This is a genomic window from Actinocorallia aurea (genome assembly GCF_054783995.1).
On record NZ_BAAGPQ010000003.1, the window covers coordinates 16,883 to 34,221 of the forward strand.

Annotated in this window: 14 protein-coding genes; 9 read left to right on the plus strand and 5 right to left on the minus strand. The window is 71.0% G+C overall.

What is annotated here, in order from left to right:
• The first annotated feature begins 143 nt into the window (after positions 1–143).
• From ACYVOM_RS06825 to ACYVOM_RS06840, 4 genes are read left to right on the plus strand one after another with little or no spacing between them, the layout of a single operon-like run.
• Positions 144–1,334, plus strand: a complete 1,191-nt coding sequence (locus ACYVOM_RS06825; RefSeq protein WP_460302377.1) for a CHAT domain-containing protein — start codon at positions 144–146, stop codon at positions 1,332–1,334.
• An 8-nt stretch (positions 1,335–1,342) separates the two neighbouring features.
• Entirely contained in the window at positions 1,343–1,768 is a 426-nt protein-coding gene (locus ACYVOM_RS06830; protein WP_460302378.1) for a hypothetical protein, read from the plus strand.
• Positions 1,768–3,156, plus strand: a complete 1,389-nt coding sequence (locus tag ACYVOM_RS06835) for a hypothetical protein (protein WP_460302379.1) — start codon at positions 1,768–1,770, stop codon at positions 3,154–3,156. The genes ACYVOM_RS06830 and ACYVOM_RS06835 overlap by 1 nt, the downstream gene beginning before the upstream one ends.
• Before the next feature lie 13 nt (positions 3,157–3,169).
• Positions 3,170–5,701 (plus strand): hypothetical protein, encoded by a 2,532-nt coding sequence (locus ACYVOM_RS06840; RefSeq protein ID WP_460302380.1) that lies wholly within the window; start codon positions 3,170–3,172, stop codon positions 5,699–5,701.
• Positions 5,702–6,071: 370 nt separating this feature from the next.
• On the opposite strand, the gene ACYVOM_RS06845 is transcribed toward ACYVOM_RS06840, so the two are convergent.
• From ACYVOM_RS06845 to ACYVOM_RS06860, 4 genes are read right to left on the minus strand one after another with little or no spacing between them, the layout of a single operon-like run.
• Positions 6,072–7,220, minus strand: coding sequence for a Gfo/Idh/MocA family protein (locus ACYVOM_RS06845; RefSeq protein WP_460302381.1), 1,149 nt, complete (start codon positions 7,218–7,220; stop codon positions 6,072–6,074).
• A gap of 28 nt (positions 7,221–7,248) precedes the next feature.
• Complete coding sequence (locus ACYVOM_RS06850) at positions 7,249–8,298, minus strand: substrate-binding domain-containing protein (RefSeq protein ID WP_460302382.1); 1,050 nt, start codon at positions 8,296–8,298, stop codon at positions 7,249–7,251.
• A gap of 56 nt (positions 8,299–8,354) precedes the next feature.
• Complete coding sequence (locus tag ACYVOM_RS06855; RefSeq protein ID WP_460302383.1) at positions 8,355–9,350, minus strand: ABC transporter permease; 996 nt, start codon at positions 9,348–9,350, stop codon at positions 8,355–8,357.
• Positions 9,347–10,828, minus strand: coding sequence for a sugar ABC transporter ATP-binding protein (locus ACYVOM_RS06860; protein ID WP_460302384.1), 1,482 nt, complete (start codon positions 10,826–10,828; stop codon positions 9,347–9,349). Before ACYVOM_RS06860 ends, ACYVOM_RS06855 begins: the two co-directional genes overlap by 4 nt.
• Positions 10,829–10,932: 104 nt before the next feature.
• On the opposite strand from ACYVOM_RS06860, the gene ACYVOM_RS06865 reads away from it, so the two are divergent.
• Positions 10,933–12,135 (plus strand): ROK family transcriptional regulator, encoded by a 1,203-nt coding sequence (locus ACYVOM_RS06865; RefSeq protein ID WP_460302385.1) that lies wholly within the window; start codon positions 10,933–10,935, stop codon positions 12,133–12,135.
• Positions 12,136–12,242: 107 nt separating this feature from the next.
• Complete coding sequence (locus ACYVOM_RS06870) at positions 12,243–13,250, plus strand: sugar phosphate isomerase/epimerase family protein (RefSeq protein WP_460302386.1); 1,008 nt, start codon at positions 12,243–12,245, stop codon at positions 13,248–13,250.
• Between the two features lie 118 nt (positions 13,251–13,368).
• Here the strand turns inward: ACYVOM_RS06870 and ACYVOM_RS06875 are convergent, their stop codons facing one another.
• Positions 13,369–13,944 (minus strand): dihydrofolate reductase family protein, encoded by a 576-nt coding sequence (locus tag ACYVOM_RS06875; protein WP_460302387.1) that lies wholly within the window; start codon positions 13,942–13,944, stop codon positions 13,369–13,371.
• A 248-nt stretch (positions 13,945–14,192) separates the two neighbouring features.
• Here ACYVOM_RS06875 and ACYVOM_RS06880 point away from each other — a divergent pair, with 248 nt between their 5' ends.
• From ACYVOM_RS06880 to ACYVOM_RS06890, 3 genes are all read left to right on the plus strand, one after another.
• Positions 14,193–14,942: an IclR family transcriptional regulator gene (locus ACYVOM_RS06880; protein WP_460302388.1), complete on the plus strand. Its 750-nt coding sequence runs from the start codon at positions 14,193–14,195 to the stop codon at positions 14,940–14,942.
• Between the two features lie 98 nt (positions 14,943–15,040).
• Positions 15,041–16,012, plus strand: a complete 972-nt coding sequence (locus tag ACYVOM_RS06885; RefSeq protein ID WP_460302389.1) for a PDR/VanB family oxidoreductase — start codon at positions 15,041–15,043, stop codon at positions 16,010–16,012.
• Between the two features lie 17 nt (positions 16,013–16,029).
• Positions 16,030–17,232, plus strand: a complete 1,203-nt coding sequence (locus tag ACYVOM_RS06890; RefSeq protein WP_460302390.1) for a cytochrome P450 — start codon at positions 16,030–16,032, stop codon at positions 17,230–17,232.
• Positions 17,233–17,339 lie beyond the last annotated feature (107 nt).

Consider the following 17,339-nt stretch of genomic DNA (forward strand, 5'->3'; position numbering starts at 1 on the left):
ACTGGTCTCCGTAGAAGATCACTGCTCTGGCCATGGCTGGCCATGGCTGGCCGTGTCTGGCCGGGCCTGGTGTGTCGTGTGACTGGGTGGGTTGTGGGTGGGGGACTTATGGTGGAGAGGTGGGGCGGGCAGCGAGCCGAGTGGTGCTGGTCGAATACTTTGTTGTTGAGGATCATGTTCTGGTCTTCGGCATCGTGCCTGGTGCGAGCGCCCCGGATGTGATGCGGGTCGACGTCAGCCGCCGTGACCTGCTGGAGCGGCAGCTCGATGGTGCGTCGGTGCCGACTGTCGAGGGGCTTGATGGTCTGGTCGCCGGGTTGGAGCACTGGGCGAGGCCGGATGATGTCGTCTACTTGGTGCCGCACGATGCTCTGCATAGGTTGCCGCTGCATGCGCTGCCTATCGGTGGTGTTCCGTTGGGGGAGCGGAACTCCGTTGCCTATGTTCCGAGTACTTCTACGCTGCGGTTCTGCCGGGCGCGCCGTCGGGAGAGCCGCTGCCGGTCTGCGTTGATCCTCGCCGATCCTCCAGCGGGTCGGCCGCTTGTGCTGGCGAGGGAGCAGGCGCGGACGGTCGCCGATGCGTTCCCGCAAGCGGACCTCCTTGTCGGCGCTGGGGTTTCGCGGGTAGGTCTTCTTTCGCGGCTCGCGCAGGCGACGTATGACGTCATGCACTTCACCGGTCATGGTGTCTTTGATGCGGGAGACCCGATGCAGTCGGGGATCGAGCTGGCCGATGGTCGGCTGACGGCTGCTGATCTGCTCGGAATGCGGTTGGACGTCGGGCTGGTCACCCTGGGTGCGTGCGAGACCGGTGTCAGCGACCGCAGGCCTGGCGACGAGCTCGTCGGGCTGACGAGGGCCCTGTTGTACGCCGGTGCGGCGTCGGCGCTGGTGACGCTCTGGCAGGTGGATGAACTTTCGACGAGCGTCCTGCTCGCACGGTTCTACCGCGAGCTGACCGGCGGGGTTCCGAAGGCCCAAGCATTGCGGCTAGCCCAGCAAGCCGTGCGTGAGATGACTGTGCGAGATGCCGTGGACCATGTCCGCGGGGCCTTGAAGAGACCTGGGTTGGAGCCTCTTGAGGAGCAGACGTTGCGCCTGGAGTTGGCTCGTCTGCGGTTGCGCGGCGGTGAGCGAACCGCACATGACGAGATTGTGCGGGACTTGCTGGCTCGGCCGGATCTGCCGACGCCGGCCCGCGCTGAGGCCGAGAAGAGCCTCGGCCTGTCTCGTCTCGCCGCCTGGGAGGTCTCTCGCCGGGATCCGGATCGGAAGGCGTTCGACGATCCGTTCCATTGGGCTGCATTCGTGCTCATCGGCGATGGGAAGTGAGCCGCCCCGTGCAGCTGCTCGGCGACCTTCTTGAGAAGGGGATCTCTTGGGTCTCGATGCTGGAGTCGGGGCCGGAGGGGGCGGTCGTCATTCTGCCGCGCGATATTCCCGTCGCGACGATTCTTGGATCCCCTGCCGTGCTTGATGCGCTGGAGGGTGGTGCGCCCGGCATCGTCGTCATCGACGAGGACGGCCGTGTCGTGGGCGCCGTGCCTGTGGCGAGGCTTCGCGCGGCGGCGGCTGCCCTGCTGGATGAGCCGCGTCGGCTGGTGTCGGACGCCCACACCTACGGCGATGCCGGAAGGCTGCCTCCGGTGTTGCGGCTGCCTTGCGGGGCGTGCGGGGAGGTCAAGGAGTTCGAGCAGTTCAGCCGGCTCGAGTCCTACACTTGTGTGAACGGGCACGCGTTTGTGCTGTCGCGTGAGGGCCGCTGATGGGTGGTCTGATCGAGGCGGCCTCTGGAGCCTTGGACCGCAGGCTTTTCTCCACGACGTTCCTGCCCATGGCCGCGTTCGTTGGCGCGCTGCTCGCCGTGGTGGCGTGGGGCACGGGGTGGGCGGCCGCTGCCGCACGCTGGTCCGCGCTGACCGGAGAGGTCCGGCTTCTGGCCGGTCTTGTGGTTCTTGTTCTGGTTCTGCTGCTGACGCAGGCGCTGGACGTGCTGTATGTCTCGATCGTCAGGCTCTATGAGGGCTACTGGGCGGGTATTCCGTTTGCTGCTCGACTGCGTGCATTGCTGGTTACGCGGCGGGCCCGCCATGTCGAGGCGCTTGCATGGGGCAGCCCGGAGAGGCTGCTGTATCCGGCTGATCGTGGTGAGCTGACGCCGACGGCTCTCGGCAGTGTGCTGCGCGGTGCGGAGTTGCACAGCGCTGAGCGGTACTCGTTGGAAGCGGTGACGGCGTGGCCGCGCCTGTATCCGCTGCTTCCTGAGACGTTCCGCCAGGATTTCGCGGTAAGTGCAGCGCAGCTTCAACTCGCCGTCGTCAGTAGTGCGCTGGGCGGGTGCTTCGCGGTCGCCGGGGGGCTGCTGGCCGCGTGGACCTTGCCGCTGTATGCGGCGGCATCGTGCGTGTGCTGCGGAGCGGTGGTGGCGTGGTTGGCCTACCGCGCCGCAGTCCAGTGCGCGGCAGCATACGGGCAGTTGTTCCGCGGCGCGTTCGATGTGCACCGCTGGCTGCTGCTTGACGCGATGGGTTTGGACCGGCCGGCGGACCTGGAGGCCGAGCAGGCACGATGGACGGCGATCTCCCAATTGTGGGTGCGGGGCATGGCGGTCGACCCGTCCCAGTTGGGCTTCCCGGGTACCGAACCGGGGACTGCTCCCGGCCTGGAGCCGCCCCCTCGTGCCGCTGCGGCGTCGACGCGGCGACGACGGCTGGTGGGGCCGCTGCTGTTGGTGCTGTGTGCGGGATCGTGCGCGGCCGTCGTCGTTCAGAGCCAGGGTCCGGTTGCCGCTCGTGATCTGCGGCCGTATCAGGTGATCACTGCTGCTGATGTACGTGGGGGAGGCGCGGCGCTGGTCGGTCGGTACACGCTGCGGCGGATCGCGTCGGGTGATCGGATCTCGACGAACGGGCTTGGGCCGAGGCTTCCGTCGGGGCTGCTCGCCGGCCGGACGATCGTGGTGGTCAAGGCGCCGGCACCCGCAGTGTTCCAGGGCCAGATCATCAGGGTGAGCACGAGCGGTAAGGCGGGCAGCGCGGACGCCGTGGTCTTGGAGGCGGCTGGCACTGCGGCAGACAGGACTCTCACGCTCGCTGTCCGGCCGGAAACCCTGTCTGTCCTGGCGGGCCCGGTCTTGGTGACGACGGCACCTTAGGGAGGCGAGCGTGATGGTGGGGGTACTGCGCGTCCTCGGCTGGGCGGCGGTCGGCTGGCTGCTTGCCGAGCCGTACGTGGCTGCGGTCGATCAGGGTGTCGCCGTGGCTGTCTGCGTTGCCGTCATCGGATGCGCTGTGGGTGTGCTGGGCGCCGCCTCGGCACTGGCCGCAGCCGCCACGATGGCGCTGGCTGGAGTTGCGGTGCCAGAGCTGCTCTGGTGGGTTGTTCCTGTGCTGGCGGGTCTGGCCGCCGGGGCGCGCAGACCGCCGCTGGACGGGCTGCCGGTCCGCTCGCCCGAGCCGGTGGTCGTGTTCGCCGAGCGCGCCGCGATCTTCGTGGTGGCGGTACCGGCGGTCGCGTGGGCTACGCACGGCCATGGCCTGGTCGACCTCGTGCTCGTTTCTGGGGTTTGGGTAACCGCCTCCAGATTCCGGACCGAGTCCGCGGCGCTGACGCGCTACAACCGGACGCGGGTGCGGCTCGGCACCGTGGTGTGGGTGCTGGCCGCCACGGTGTTGGCCGCAGGTCCCGTCGGCCAGTTCCTGATGGATGTGTGCCCGCCCGGCGTCGCCGGCTTCGCCGCTGCTGCAGGGGCGACGGTCCTGGTGACCGTACTGACGCATCTGATCTATTGGCGGGCGGTTCGTCTCTGTCTTTCCCGCGTGGGTGAGACGTCTGTCTCTGTGACCTCGCGGGCTGGCCGAGGGCCGTACGCCGGTTTGTACGCGGCGACTTTGTTCCCTGCGAACCTTGGGCTGATGAGCGGGGTGCTGCGCGGCGAGACACTGCTGGCCGCCGGTTGTGCCTCCGCGATTGTGCTGTTCGTGCCGGCGGGCTCACGCTTGCAGCGGGCTCTGCGGTATGCGGTCGACCGGCTCGACACTGCCGAGTATCTGTTCTCCGCAGGGGCCCGTCGGGCCGAGCTGGTCGCGGCGTGGCGCGGTGATTTCGACAACTACCGGCCGTACCTGAACCTCATGGAGGGGGAGGATCGGCTGCTTGCGGTTCCGTCAGGTCCCGGTGATCCACTGGGGTATCGGCGCAAGATATGGCTGGATCGATTGCGCCCCCGATATTCCCTCGTCGAGTCTGCCATCGGTGAGGGTACCCAGGTGGCGTTCGGTGTGGTCGACGAGAGACTGTGGCTTCCCTATCTGCGGCGCCCCGGCCGTCCTGCGATCCTCGACATCTCGTTGCAGTGGACAGGGGCGGCGTTCGAGCTGCTCGAACTGCTGCGTGATCACATCCCGGACGAGCCCGTCGCTCAAGCCACCGGCGTGGACACGATGTATCACCTTCACCTCCTCTACTGCCATCAGGCACGAGCGGCGGCGTACCGCCTCCACGGCAGGATCGAAGAGGCGATCATCGACTACGCCGAAGCCGGGACCATCGCCCGGCGTCTCGGGCTGCCGCATGTGGCAGCGATCATGGCCGGCAACACCCTCAGCCTCGCCCCGCCACAGCTGGAGACGTCAAGTGAACATTTCTCGCTTCTGACCAGCGCAGACGAGGAGATTCAACGAGCCCTGCGGGATGAGAACCTGCACCCAGAGGTCAAGTTCCAGCTCGCGTTGACGACCGCAAGCATGTACTTCCAACAGGATCGTCGCGAGGAAGCCGAAAGAATGCGGGCCCTGGCCCTGCAGCTGAGGGCGGCGAACCGGGAGGAGTGGTCGGGCAACGGCTCCGAGCAGATCGAGGTCGGCAGGAAGAACGTGATGGTCTCCATCGGCTACCAGTCGTACGGCACCGTGCGCTGGCCGGCCGATCACGGCGTTCTGGACAACGGATTCGCGAGCGTCGAATCGCCTTCCGCCCGCGGCTACCACCACAACCTCGCGTTCATCACCGCGATCATCTCTGGAGTCACCGAGTTCCATCCCAGAGCGATGCCGCCCATCTCGGTCCGGTCCGACGGCACCATCGATGTCGCTTTCGCTCCGGCCGCACGCTGGGCTGCGGCGATCGCACAACGAGGCGGCCGGATGATCGCCGCTGAACTTGATGCCGTCTTGGGCGTCGAACTCCGCGCGACCGACCCGCTCGCGGCTGCCGACCATCTGCTCGCAGCCTTCGAATACAAGCAGTTCGAGCACTTCAGCGTGCTGGATGAGAACCTGCGCCTGGCCGTCCGCGGCAGCGCCGAACGCTTCTCCGAGCTGACCATTGCCCATCTGGCACGCCTAGCCATGGAGGTCCCGTCAGCGGCAGGATCTTCCGCCGCCGAGCGCGCCTGGGCTGCCGCGTCCTCCGTCAAATCCCGCAACCTTGCTGAACTGCTCGGAGAGAAGGTGCCACCACCGCCCAGCCCCAGCGAGCTCCTCGCACGAGAGGTCGACGCACGTGACCGGTTCCTCCAAGCTCGCACCACCACGGCCGCGGGCCGGCATCATCAAGCCAGAGCCGCCCGCGAGGATCTGGAGCATGCCTGGGCTGGTCTCATCGATGAGGGAGGAACCGGAGCCGAGTACGCAGCCCTGCGAGCTGGGCGGCCCCTCGACTACGGCGAACTTCAGCACCTCCTGACCGACCTTCACTAGCGATCATCGATCTCGTGACCGAGGAGTATCCGGGGCACGGACGGGCATGACGTGGCCTTCTGCCGGACCGTGTCGCAGAATGCCGGGCCCTGCACCGTCAGTTCGGGGAGGCGTGCCCGCCGGCGAGGGAAGGATCGAGGCCGTCGTGGACATCAGGCTCGTGGGCGGCCCGATCACCGACCACGAACTCGGCGCCCGGCGCGCCCTCGAACACGGCCTGCCCTTGGTGGTGGCCGGCTCGGTCGAGGTCGGCTCGACGCTGGCTTCGGGGTGGTGGGGAGGTCGTCCGGGCCGGCTTCGGGGTGGCACTCCCTGCGGGGCGTCTCGACGCGACGGGCCCGCGGGGACCCGGAGGGGCCCGGACGGCGGGTCAGGAGGGGACGGGGGTCCAAGTGCCGGAGGCCGCCGCGCTGGCTTCGACGGCGGCCAGGACGCGCTGGACGCGGAGGCCGTCGGCGAAGGACGGGGCGGGGGGCCGGCCGGTGGCGACGGCTTCGAGGAAGTCGCGGATCTCGTGGGTGAAGGTGTGCTCGTAGCCGAGGCCGTGCCCTGGTGGCCACCAGGCCGCCGCGTAGGGGTGGCCGGGCTCGGTGGCGAGGATGCGGCGGAACCCGGCTTCCTCGGGTGGGAGCGTGTTGTCGTGGAAGTGCAGTTCGTTGAGCCTTTCGAAGTCGAAGGAGAGGCTGCCGAGGGACCCGTTGACCTCAAGGCGCAGCGCGTTCTTGCGGCCCGTCGCGAACCGCGTCGCCTCGAACGTGGCCAGCGCCCCGCCGGACGTCCGGGCGAGGAACACCGCGGCGTCGTCGACGGTGACGGGGCCGGTGCCGGTGCCGTCGGGAAGCGGGCGCTCCTTGACGAAGGTCTCGGTGAGCGCCGAGACGCCGGTGATGTCCTCGCCGGTGACGAACTGGGCCAGGTCGATGATGTGCGCGCCGATGTCGCCGAGCGCGCCCGATCCGGCCCGCGCCCTGTCGAGCCGCCACACGAGCGGCGCCGAGGGGTCGACGATCCAGTCCTGGAGATACGTCGCCCGCACGTGCCGGATCGTGCCGATCCGGCCCGCCGCGACGAGTTCGCGGGCGTAGGCGACCGCGGGGACCCGCCGGTAGTTGAACCCGACCATGCTGAGCACCCCGTGGCCTTCGGCCTGCGCCGCCGCCGCGGCCATCTCCTCGGCCTCGGCGACCGTGTTGGCCAACGGCTTCTCGCACAGGACGTGCTTGCCCGCGGCCAGCGCGGCGAGCGCGATCTCGGCGTGCGCGTCGCCGGGCGCGCAGATGTCGACGATCGCGACGTCGTCGCGCTCGACCAGCTCGCGCCAGTCGGTGACGGCTTGCGCCCAGCCGAGGTCGGCCGCGGCGCGCGCCACGCGCCGCGACCGGCCCGCGAGGACCGTCATCGAAGCCCGCACCGGCAGGTCGAAGAACGCCCCGGCACTGCGCCACGCCTGAGAGTGGACGCGGCCCATGAAGGCGTACCCGACCATGCCGACCCCGAGCGTGGGCCTGTCGTCGGTCACGTGTGGTCCCTTCTTCTCCGGGCGGAGCTCAGGATTCGAAGCCGAGCGGGAGGTAGGTGTCCACGTTGTCCTTGGTGATGGTCTCCGAGGACAACGTGATCGACTGCGGCACCTGGTGTTCGACGAGGTCGCCCATGCCCTTGCCCTGCGCGATGAGCCGGGCGAGCTTCACCGCCGACGACGCCATCGTCGGGCTGTAGGTGACGGTGGCCTCCAGCACGCTGGAGCCCGACTGGATCTCCCGCATGGCGTTGGCCGATCCCGCGCCGCCGACGAGGAAGAACTCAGCGCGGTTCGCCTCCTTGATCGCCGCGAGGACGCCGACGCCCTGGTCGTCGTCGTGGTTCCAGATCGCGTCGATCTTCTTGTGCGCCTGCAGCAGGTTGCCGGTGACCTCGTTGCCGGACTGCACGGTGAACTGGGCGGCCTGCTGGGCGGTGACGGTGAAGCCGTAGGTCTTCAGCGCGTCGGCGAAGCCCTTGCTGCGGTCCTGGGTGAGCGGGAGCGTCGCGATGCCCTGGATCTCCAGGATGACGGGCTTGGCGACGCCCTTGTCCTTGAGCTTCGCGCCGACGTAGTGGCCGGCGGCGACGCCCATGCCGTAGTTGTCGCCGCCGATCCACGTCCGGTAGGAGAGCTTGTCGGGGAAGATCCGGTCGAGGTTGACGACGGGGATGCCCGCGTCGGCGGCCTTACGCGCGATCTGGTTGAGCTGCTGGCCGTCGTTCGGCAGCAGCACGAGCGCGTTCACCTTCGCGGCGATGAGCGACTCGACGGCGGCGATCTGGGTGTTGATGTCGTTGGTCGGCTCGACCGCCTTGAACTCCACGTCGGAGTACTGGCCCGCGGTCGCCTCGGCGTTCTTGGCGATGGCCGCGATCCAGCCGTGGTCGGCGGCGGGCGCGGAGAAGCCGATGACGACCTTCTGGCCCGGCTCGTCGTTGGCCCCGGTGGCGGCGGGGGCGGGGGCGGCCGAGCCGGAGGGCTCGGGGTCGTTGCCGGTGCAGGCGGTGGCGAGGGCGGCGGTGCCCACGACCGCGCCGCCGACCAGGAAGCCGCGGCGTCCGAGGTTGGACATGGTTCTCCTTCTCACAAAGGGGGGTGGGGGTGGGGAGGGGATCAGTGGGGAGGGAATCAGGTGGAACCGGGCAGGCTGCGGCGCTGGAGCAGCACCGCGACGACGATGATCAGGCCCTTGGCGATGAGCTGGTCGCTGGTGTTGAGCCCGTTGAGAATGAAGAGATTCGTGATGACGGTGAAGATCAGCAGCCCGAGGATCGAGCCGATGATGGTGCCGCGGCCCCCGGTGAGCAGGGTGCCGCCGATGATGACCGCGGCGATCGCGTCGAGTTCGTAGAGGTTGCCGTGGGTGGACGAGCCCGTCGTGGTGCGGGCCATGATGAGGATCGCGGCGACGCCGCAGCAGAAGCCGGACAGCGCGTAGAGCGCCAGCGTGTGCCGCCGCACGTCGATCCCGGCGAGCCGGGCCGCCTCGGGGTTGCCGCCGACGGCGAAGGTGCGGCGGCCGAACGTGGTGCGGTTGAGCAGCACCCAGCCCGCGGCGACGACGGCGGCGAACACGTACACGAGGATCGGCAGGCCGAGGATCCGTTCGGTGGACAGCGCCACGATCGCGTCGTTCTCGGGCTTGACGAGCTGGGTCCTGCGGTCCGACAGCCGCTGCGCGAGCCCGCTCGCGGCGACCATCATCGCGAGCGTGGCGATGAACGGGACCATTCGCCCGTAGGAGATGAGCAGCCCGCTGACGGCCCCCGCGCCGGTCCCGACGAGGACCGCGCAGAGGGCCATGACCCACGGCCCGTACGACTGGGTGGCCAGGGTCGTCGCCCACACCGACGCGAGCGCCATCACCGCGCCGACCGACAGGTCGATGCCGCCGCCGATGATGACGAACGTCATCCCGACGGTGATGACGCCGATCGTCGCGGCCAGCGCGAGGATGCTCACGAGGTTCGACGAGGTGGCGAAGGAGTCGGGCCGGGTGAGCAGCCCGACGAGGGCGAGCAGCGCGAGCGCCGCGAGCAGGCCGAGGTGGCGGCGGCCGGCCCGCAGGCCCGCGAGCGGGGCGGCGGGGGCCTTGGGGGCCGCGAGGGTGGGGGAGCCCTTCACAGCGCGCTTCCTTCCATGATCATGTCGAGGACGCGGTGTTCGTCGAGGTCGGCGGCGGGGGCGGTGCGCACGGCGCGGCCCTCGCGCAAGACGACGACGCGGTCGGCGAGGCCGAGGACCTCGGGGAGTTCGCTGGAGACGAGCAGGACGCCGATCCCGTCGTCGGCGAGGGCGCGGATGACGGCGTAGAGGTCGGCCCGCGCACCGACGTCGACGCCGCGGGTCGGCTCGTCCAGCAGCAGGAGGCTGCGGCGGTCCAGGAGCCAGCGGGCGAGGACCGCCTTCTGCTGGTTGCCGCCCGAGAGAGTGCGGATCGGGCGGTCCGGGTCGGCGGGGCGCAGGCCGAGCGCGTCGATCTGGGCGAGCGCCTCGACCCGCTCGCGCCGCCGGTCGAGCCAGCCGAAGTGGGAGTAGCGCGCGAGCCCGCTCAGCGTGATGTTGCGGGTGACGCTCTCGTCCAGGAGCAGGGCCTGGGCCTTGCGCTCCTCGGGGGCGAGGCCGATGCCGCGGGCGACCGCCGCGCCGATGCCGCGCACCGGCGTTCCGTCGAGCAGCACCTTCCCCGTGCTGGGCCGGGCGCCGTAGACGGCTTCCAGGATCTCCGACCTGCCCGAGCCGACGAGCCCGGCGAGGCCGACGATCTCCCCGGCCCGGACGGTGAACGACACGTCGGACACCACGCCGGGCACCGTCAGCCCCTCGACCCGCAGGACCTCGGGGCGGTCGTCGTGCGCGCCGACGGCGGGCCTCGCGGGGAAGACCTCGGCCATGTCGCGGCCCGTCATCAGAGCGACGATCTCGCGGGTCGGCGTCGTGGCGGCGGGCAGGCCGGACGCGACGGTCCTGCCGTCCTTGAGAACGGTGACGCGGTCGCCGATCTCGCGGATCTCGGCCAGTCGGTGCGAGATGTAGACGACGGCGACGCCCTGCGCGGTCAGCTCCCCGATGATGCGGAAGAGATTGGCGACCTCGTCGTGGGCGAGGGCCGCCGAAGGCTCGTCCATGACGATGACGCGGGCGTCGTGGGAGAGCGCGCGGGCCATCGAGACGACCTGCTTGCCCGCCGGGGACAGCGTCCCGACCTCGGCGGCGGGGGAGATCTCGCCGTGGCCGAGCCGCGCCAGGAGCGCGGCGGCCGCGCGGCGGGCGTCGCCGGAGCGCACGAACCCGAGCCTTGCCTTCTCGTGGCCGAGGAAGACGTTGTCGGCGACGCTCAGCCCGTCCACCAGGTCGAGTTCCTGATAGAGGGTCGCGATGCCGCGCCGGAGCGCGGCCACGGGCGTGGGGAGGCGCACTTGCGCGCCGGCGAGGCGGATCGTGCCATCGTCGGGCTGGTGGGCCCCGGCGAGGGTCTTGATGAGCGTGGACTTGCCCGCGCCGTTCTGGCCGAGCAGGCAGTGGACTTCGCCCGGGAGCACCGCGAGATCGACGCCGTCGAGGGCGCGGACACCCGGGAACTGCTTGACGATGCCCGTCATTACGAGGATCGGACTGCTTATGTCCTCCATGTTTCGGGACGATAGAGAGCACTTATGATTCTTGTCAACGAAAGTCCGAGGCTGGCCGCGATAAGATGGCCGCCATGCCACAGGATCCGCAGATCGCCGGAGCGGGGGCGCTGCTCGCGATCCTCCGCGACGGCAGGGCCCGCACCCGCGCCGAACTCGCCCAGCACACCGGGCTCGCCCGCTCGACGGTGACGCAGCGGCTCGACGCGCTGATGCACGACGGCTGGGTCGTGGAGACCGGGGACGCGATCTCCTCCGGAGGCAGGCCCGCCGCGGCGTTCGTCTTCAACGAGTCGGTCCGGGTCGTGCTCAGCGCCGACCTCGGCGCGACCCACGCGCGCCTCGCCGTGCTGGACCTCGGCATGTCGGTCCTGGCCGAGCGGGCCGTCGAACTGCACGTGGACCGGGGGCCTCGCGACACCCTCGGCCGGGTCGTCGCCGAGTTCGAGACGCTGCTCGCCGGGCTCGGCCGCGACCTCGCCCACGTCTGCGGCGTCGGCGTCGGCCTGCCCGGACCCGTCGACCACGCCACCGGAAGGCCCGCCAACCCGCCGATCATGCCCGGCTGGGACGGCTTCCCCGTCCCCGAATGGCTGGGAGAGCGGATCGGCGCGCCCGTCCTCGTCGACAACGACGTGAACATCATGGCGCTCGGCGAGCACCGGACCGTCGGCCAGGTCACCGACCACCTCATCTTCATCAAGATCGGCACCGGCATCGGCTGCGGCATCATCTCCGGACGGCGGCTGCACCGCGGCGCGCAGGGCGCGGCGGGCGACGTCGGGCACATCCAGGTCGTCGCGGCCAGCGACGCGGTCTGCCGGTGCGGGAACGTCGGCTGCCTGGAGGCCGTCGCGAGCGGCGCGTCGATGGCGGCGGAACTGCGCGCGCAGGGCGTGCCGGCCGAGGGCAGCCGCGACGTCGTCGCGCTGCTGCGCGCCGGCGACACCCGCGCGGCCCGGCTCATCCGGCAGGCCGGACGCGAGGTCGGCGGGGTCATGGCCGCGATCGTGAACTTCTTCAACCCGTCCGTCATCGTCATCGGCGGCGACATCGCCGACGCGGGCGAGCACGTGCTCGCCGGAGTGCGCGAGGCCATCTACAGCCGCTCGCTGCCCCTGGCCACCCAGCACCTGACGATCCGGGCGAGCCGCCTCGGCGACAGCGCCGGCGTCATCGGGGCCGCCGCGATGGTCGTCGAGCACGTCCTCGCGCCCGACATGATCGACCAGTCGATCCAGGCGAGCACCGTTGACCCGGCGGCGCCCGTCGGGTGACAATGCCGGTGTTCCGGACGCGGGCGGTGGCACGCCCATCGCGCCCGGAGCACCCACCGTGACGTGGTCGACGCACACGTCCCCGCATCTTCGCGAGGAGACCCGTCATGCCCCGACCCGTCACGCTGTTCACCGGCCAGTGGGCCGACCTGCCCTTCGAAGAGGTCTGCCGCCTCGCGTCCGGGTGGGGCTACGACGGGCTGGAGATCGCCTGCTGGGGCGACCACTTCGAAGTGGACCGCGCGCTCGCCGACCCCGGCTACGTCAAGGGCCGCCGGGCGATCCTCGACCGGTACGGGCTGAACGTGTGGACGATCTCCAACCACCTCGTCGGGCAGGCCGTCTGCGACCATCCCATCGACGAGCGGCACCAGGCCATCGTGCCCGCCCGGATCTGGGGCGACGGCGAGGCCGAGGGCGTCCGCCGGAGGGCCGCCGCCGAGATCGCCGACACCGCGCGGGCCGCCGCGCTGCTCGGCGTCGACACCGTCGTGGGGTTCACCGGCTCGTCGATCTGGCACACCGTCGCGATGTTCCCGCCCGTGCCCGACACCGTGATCGAGCGCGGCTACGCCGACTTCGCCGAACGCTGGAACCCGATCCTCGACGTGTTCGACGCCGAAGGCGTCCGCTTCGCCCACGAGGTGCACCCCAGCGAGATCGCCTACGACTACTGGACGACCGTCAAGGCCCTCGAAGCCGTCGAGCGCCGCCCCGCCTTCGGCCTCAACTGGGATCCGAGCCACTTCGTCTGGCAGGACCTCGATCCCGTCGGCTTCCTCCTCGACTTCGCCGACCGGATCTACCACGTCGACTGCAAGGACACGCGGCGCCGCACCGGCAACGGCCGCAACGGCCGCCTGGGCTCCCACCTCCCTTGGGGCGACCCGCGCCGAGGCTGGGACTTCGTCTCCACCGGCCACGGAGACGTCCCCTGGGAGGACGCCTTCCGCGCCCTCAACCACATCGGCTACACCGGCCCCATCTCCATCGAATGGGAGGACGCCGGCATGGATCGCCTCCAAGGCGCGCCCGACGCCCTCGCCTTCATCCGCTCCCTCACCCGCATCGAACCCCCCGCCGCGTCCTTCGACTCCGCCTTCTCCCAGCCCTGACCGGCCCCACCCGTCGGACCCCGCTCCGGCCCCGACCGCGCGTCGGCTCGCGCGGGCACCGGGACAGGACGATCCGCCTGGACCCGCGTGTCCGTGAGCCGGGCGGGCCAGGGCGGGGTCATGGGTGGAGGGCGGGGCGGTAGGTGAGTTCCTGGATGCGGCCGTCGAAGGTGCGGGACTCCAGCAGTTCCAGGTCGAAGTCGGCGGCGTCGCGGAAGACGGGGTCGGTGCCGGTTCGGCCGGTGATGACGGGGAAGATGGTCACCTGGACCCGGTCCACGAGGCCCGCGGCCATCAGGGCGCGGTTCATCGAGAGGCTGCCGTGCGAGCGCAGCGGGACCGGCGACTCCTCCTTGAGGCGGGCCACCACGTCGACGGCGTCGCCGCGCACGAGCGTCGCGTCCGGCCAGTCGAGCGGGCCGGTGAGCGTCGTCGAGACGACCGTGGTCGGCAGGCTCACCATCCGCGCGTTGATGGGGTCGAGGTCGGCCACGTCGATCGGCCCGAGCAGCTCCACGAACTCCCGGTAGGTGCCCGCGCCCAGGACCATCCGCTGCTCGCCGCTGACGGCGGCGAGGCGGTGGTCGAGGAACTCCGGCCCCTGCTTGCCCCAGTAGCCGCCCCAGTCACCGCCGTCGAAGGAGCCGAAGCCGTCGAGGCTGCAGAAGACATCGAAGGTGTACTCGGCGGTCACGGCGGTCTCCTCAGGTGGGACGGACGGACGCGGGGCGGACGGACGTGGGGCGAACGGACCGGAGCCGCCCGACGACCGCGAAAGCCGGCCGCCCCGAAGCGGCGACGCCAGCGTAGCCAGCCCCTCCGACGATTTACGGGCACCGCGTCGAGGCGCGCCGGACCAGGATGAGCCAGGTCACACCGACGGGCCAGCGCGATTCCATTCAATGGGTAGGCTCGCTGCGTTGAACCGGGGAGGGGAGTCGGGTGGCTCGGTCGGCGAGTGGAGAGTCCCTGCTCACGCGGGTGGTGCGGATCCTTGAGGCGTTCGGGCCCGAGGAGACGGTGCTGAGCGTGAGCGAGATCGGGCGGCGGGCGTCGCTGCCGCAGGCGACCGCGGCGCGGCTGGTGAAGGAGATGACGGAGCACGGGCTGCTCGCGCGGGGCGTGGACCGGCGGGTGCGGATCGGGAACCGGATGTGGGAGCTGGCCGAGCGGGCGTCGCCCATGTCGAAGCTGCGCGAGACGGCGCTGCAGTACATGGGCGATCTCCAGGCGGTGGTCGGGCACTCGACCCAGCTCGCGGTCCTCGACGGCAGGGAGGCGCTGTTCGTGGAGCGGCTCTCCGCGCCGGACGCCGTCGTCAACATCACCCAGGTGGGCGGGCGGTTGCCGCTGCACGCGTCCTCGTCGGGGCTGATCCTGCTGGCGCACGCGCCGGCGGCCCTCCAGGAGGCGGTCATCGCGGGGCCGCTGCCGGCGTTCACCGCCCAGACGATCTCCGACGGGCGCAGGCTGCGCGCCGAGCTCGCCGAGATCCGCCACCGCGGCTTCGCGTTCTGCCAGGGGCACATCCGGCCGGAGGCCACGGGCCTCGCCGTCGAGGTGCGGCGGGACGGGCAGGTCGTGGCGGCGCTCGGGCTGGTCGTGCCCAACGACGGCGCGGCCTGGGCGCTGCACCGGCCGCTCCAGCTCGCGGGCCTGGCGCTCGGCCGCGCGCTGACCAGGCCCGCCTAGGTGGGCGACGCGAAAATCATTCCATTGAATGGGTAATCGCTGGCTTGCGAAGCACGGCGGACCGATCCTCGTAATCCACCCCGGTACGAGGAGCATCCATGGCTATGGTGAGGGAACCTGTCGCGTCCGCGTCGGCGGCGCTCGATCTCCAGGTGACCGCCAAAAGGCGCGTCGCCGACGGCGTCGTGGCGCTGACCCTGCGGCGTCCCGATGGAGGCAGGCTCCCGGACTGGTCGCCGGGCGCCCATGTGGATCTCGTGCTGCCGGGCGGCACGACCCGGCAGTACTCGCTGTGCGGCGACCGCTGGGACGCGCACGCCTACCGGATCGGCGTGCTGCGCGAGCCCGCAGGGCGCGGCGGCTCCGCCTACGTCCACGACGAGCTCGCCGAGGGCGATCGGGTGGGCATCGGCGGGCCGCGCAACAACTTCCGGCTGGCCCCGGCCGGCCGGTACCTGTTCGTCGCGGGCGGCATCGGGATCACGCCGCTGCTGCCCATGATCGTGCAGGCCGAACTCCAGGACGTCCCGTGGACGCTGCACTACGGCGGCAGGACCCGCACGTCCATGGCCTTCCTCGACGAACTCGCGGTCCACGGGGACAAGGTCCACGCGGTCCCGCAGGACGAGAGCGGCCCGCTCGATCTCGACGCCGCGCTGAGCGGGCTGCCCGAGGACGCGAAGGTCTACTGCTGCGGCCCCGCCGGGCTGCTCGACGCCGTCGCCGCCCGTTGCGCCGCCCTGCCGCCGGGCAGGCTCCGCACGGAGCGGTTCGTCGCCTCCGAACGCGCCGCCGCCGCGGACGACGCGTTCCACGTCGAACTGCGCAGGACCGGCCGCGGCCTCACCGTCCAGCGCGGGCAGACGCTCCTCGACGCGCTCGGCGCGGCGGGGGTGAACGTGCTGTCGTCGTGCAGGCAGGGCCTGTGCGGCACCTGCGAGACGACGGTCCTCGACGGTGTGCCCGACCACCGCGACTCCCTCCTCGACGACGCCGACCGGGCCGCGGGCGACTGCATGCTCGTCTGCGTCTCGCGGGCCGCGAGCGCCCGCCTCGTCCTCGATCTCTGACCCCGAAGGACCATTCGATGTCGATCACCGAGCTCCCGCACGTCCCGGAAGTGGACGCCGACCCGTTCTCCGCCGCCGACCTCGAGGACCCACTGCCGCTCCAGCAGGAGCTCCGCGAGGCGGGCCCCGTCGTCCGCCTGACCCGCTACGACGTGTATGGAATGGCCCGCTACGAGCAGGTCCATGCTGCCCTGACCGACTGGCAGTCCTTCGAGTCCGGCGCCGGCGTCGGGCTGGCGAACTTCCGCGAGGAGGAGCCGTGGCGTCCGCCGAGCCTCCTTCTGGAGGCCGACCCGCCCGGCCACGACGCGCCCCGCGCCGTCCTGTCGAAGATCCTGAACCCGCGGGCGCTGCGTCGGCTGCGCGAGCACTGGTTCGCCGCCGCGGCCGCTCTCGTCGAGGAGGTGCTGGCCGAGCCCGCCTGCGACGCGGTGACGGCGCTGGCCCAGGCGTTCCCGCTCCGCGTCTTCCCCGACGCCGTGGGGCTGCGCGAGGAAGGCCGGGAGAACCTGCTGCCGTACGGCGACCACGCGTTCAACGCGTTCGGCCCGCACAACGCGCTCGTCGCCAAGGGGGAGGCGCGGGTCGCGGAGCTTTCGGCGTGGGTCGCCGCCCAGTGCGCCCGCGACATGCTCGCCCCCGACGGCTTCGGCGCCCGGATCTGGGAGGCAGCCGACCACGGCGACATCACCCACGCCCAGGCGCCCCTGATCGTCCGCTCCCTGCTCACCGCGGGCGTCGACACGACGGTGCACGGCCTCGGCGCGGTCCTGCACGCGTTCGCCACGCACCCCGAGCAGTGGGACGCCCTGCGCGCCGACCCCGGCCTGGCCCGGGTCGCGTTCGACGAGGCGGTCCGCTGGGAGTCGCCCGTGCAGACGTTCTTCCGCACCGCGACCCGCGACGTGCGGATCGGCGGCGCCGTCATCCCGGCGGGCCGCAAGATCCTCATGTTCCTCGGCGCGGCCAACCGCGACCCCCGCCGCTGGAGCGACCCCGACGCGTTCGACCTGTCCCGCGACCCGTCCGCGCACGTCGGCTTCGGGATGGGCCTGCACCAGTGCGTCGGCCAGCACGTCGCCCGCCTTGAGGCCGAGGCGCTGCTCACCGCGCTCGCCGCCCGCGTCACCCGCATCGAGCCGACCGCGCCCCCGCGCCGCCACCTCAACAACACCCTGCGGTCCTGGGCGTCGATCCCGATCCGCCTGCACCTGTCCTGACGTCCGTTCACCATCCTTCACATCGAGGAGAACCACCATGCAGAGAGTCCGCGGGGTCATCGCGCCCGGCAAGAACGAGCCGGTCCGGGTGGAGACGATCATCGTCC

What these genes read in the sequence shown, in the direction of transcription:
- ACYVOM_RS06835 (WP_460302379.1), top strand. Translation starts at nt 1,768, where the DNA reads ATGGGTGGTCTGATCGAGGCGGCCTCTGGAGCCTTGGACCGCAGGCTT.
- ACYVOM_RS06840 (WP_460302380.1), top strand. Translation starts at nt 3,170, where the DNA reads ATGGTGGGGGTACTGCGCGTCCTCGGCTGGGCGGCGGTCGGCTGGCTG.
- ACYVOM_RS06850 (WP_460302382.1), bottom strand. Translation starts at nt 8,298, where the DNA reads ATGTCCAACCTCGGACGCCGCGGCTTCCTGGTCGGCGGCGCGGTCGTG.
- ACYVOM_RS06860 (WP_460302384.1), bottom strand. Translation starts at nt 10,828, where the DNA reads ATGACGGGCATCGTCAAGCAGTTCCCGGGTGTCCGCGCCCTCGACGGC.
- ACYVOM_RS06865 (WP_460302385.1), top strand. Translation starts at nt 10,933, where the DNA reads ATGCCACAGGATCCGCAGATCGCCGGAGCGGGGGCGCTGCTCGCGATC.
- ACYVOM_RS06870 (WP_460302386.1), top strand. Translation starts at nt 12,243, where the DNA reads ATGCCCCGACCCGTCACGCTGTTCACCGGCCAGTGGGCCGACCTGCCC.
- ACYVOM_RS06885 (WP_460302389.1), top strand. Translation starts at nt 15,041, where the DNA reads ATGGCTATGGTGAGGGAACCTGTCGCGTCCGCGTCGGCGGCGCTCGAT.
- ACYVOM_RS06890 (WP_460302390.1), top strand. Translation starts at nt 16,030, where the DNA reads ATGTCGATCACCGAGCTCCCGCACGTCCCGGAAGTGGACGCCGACCCG.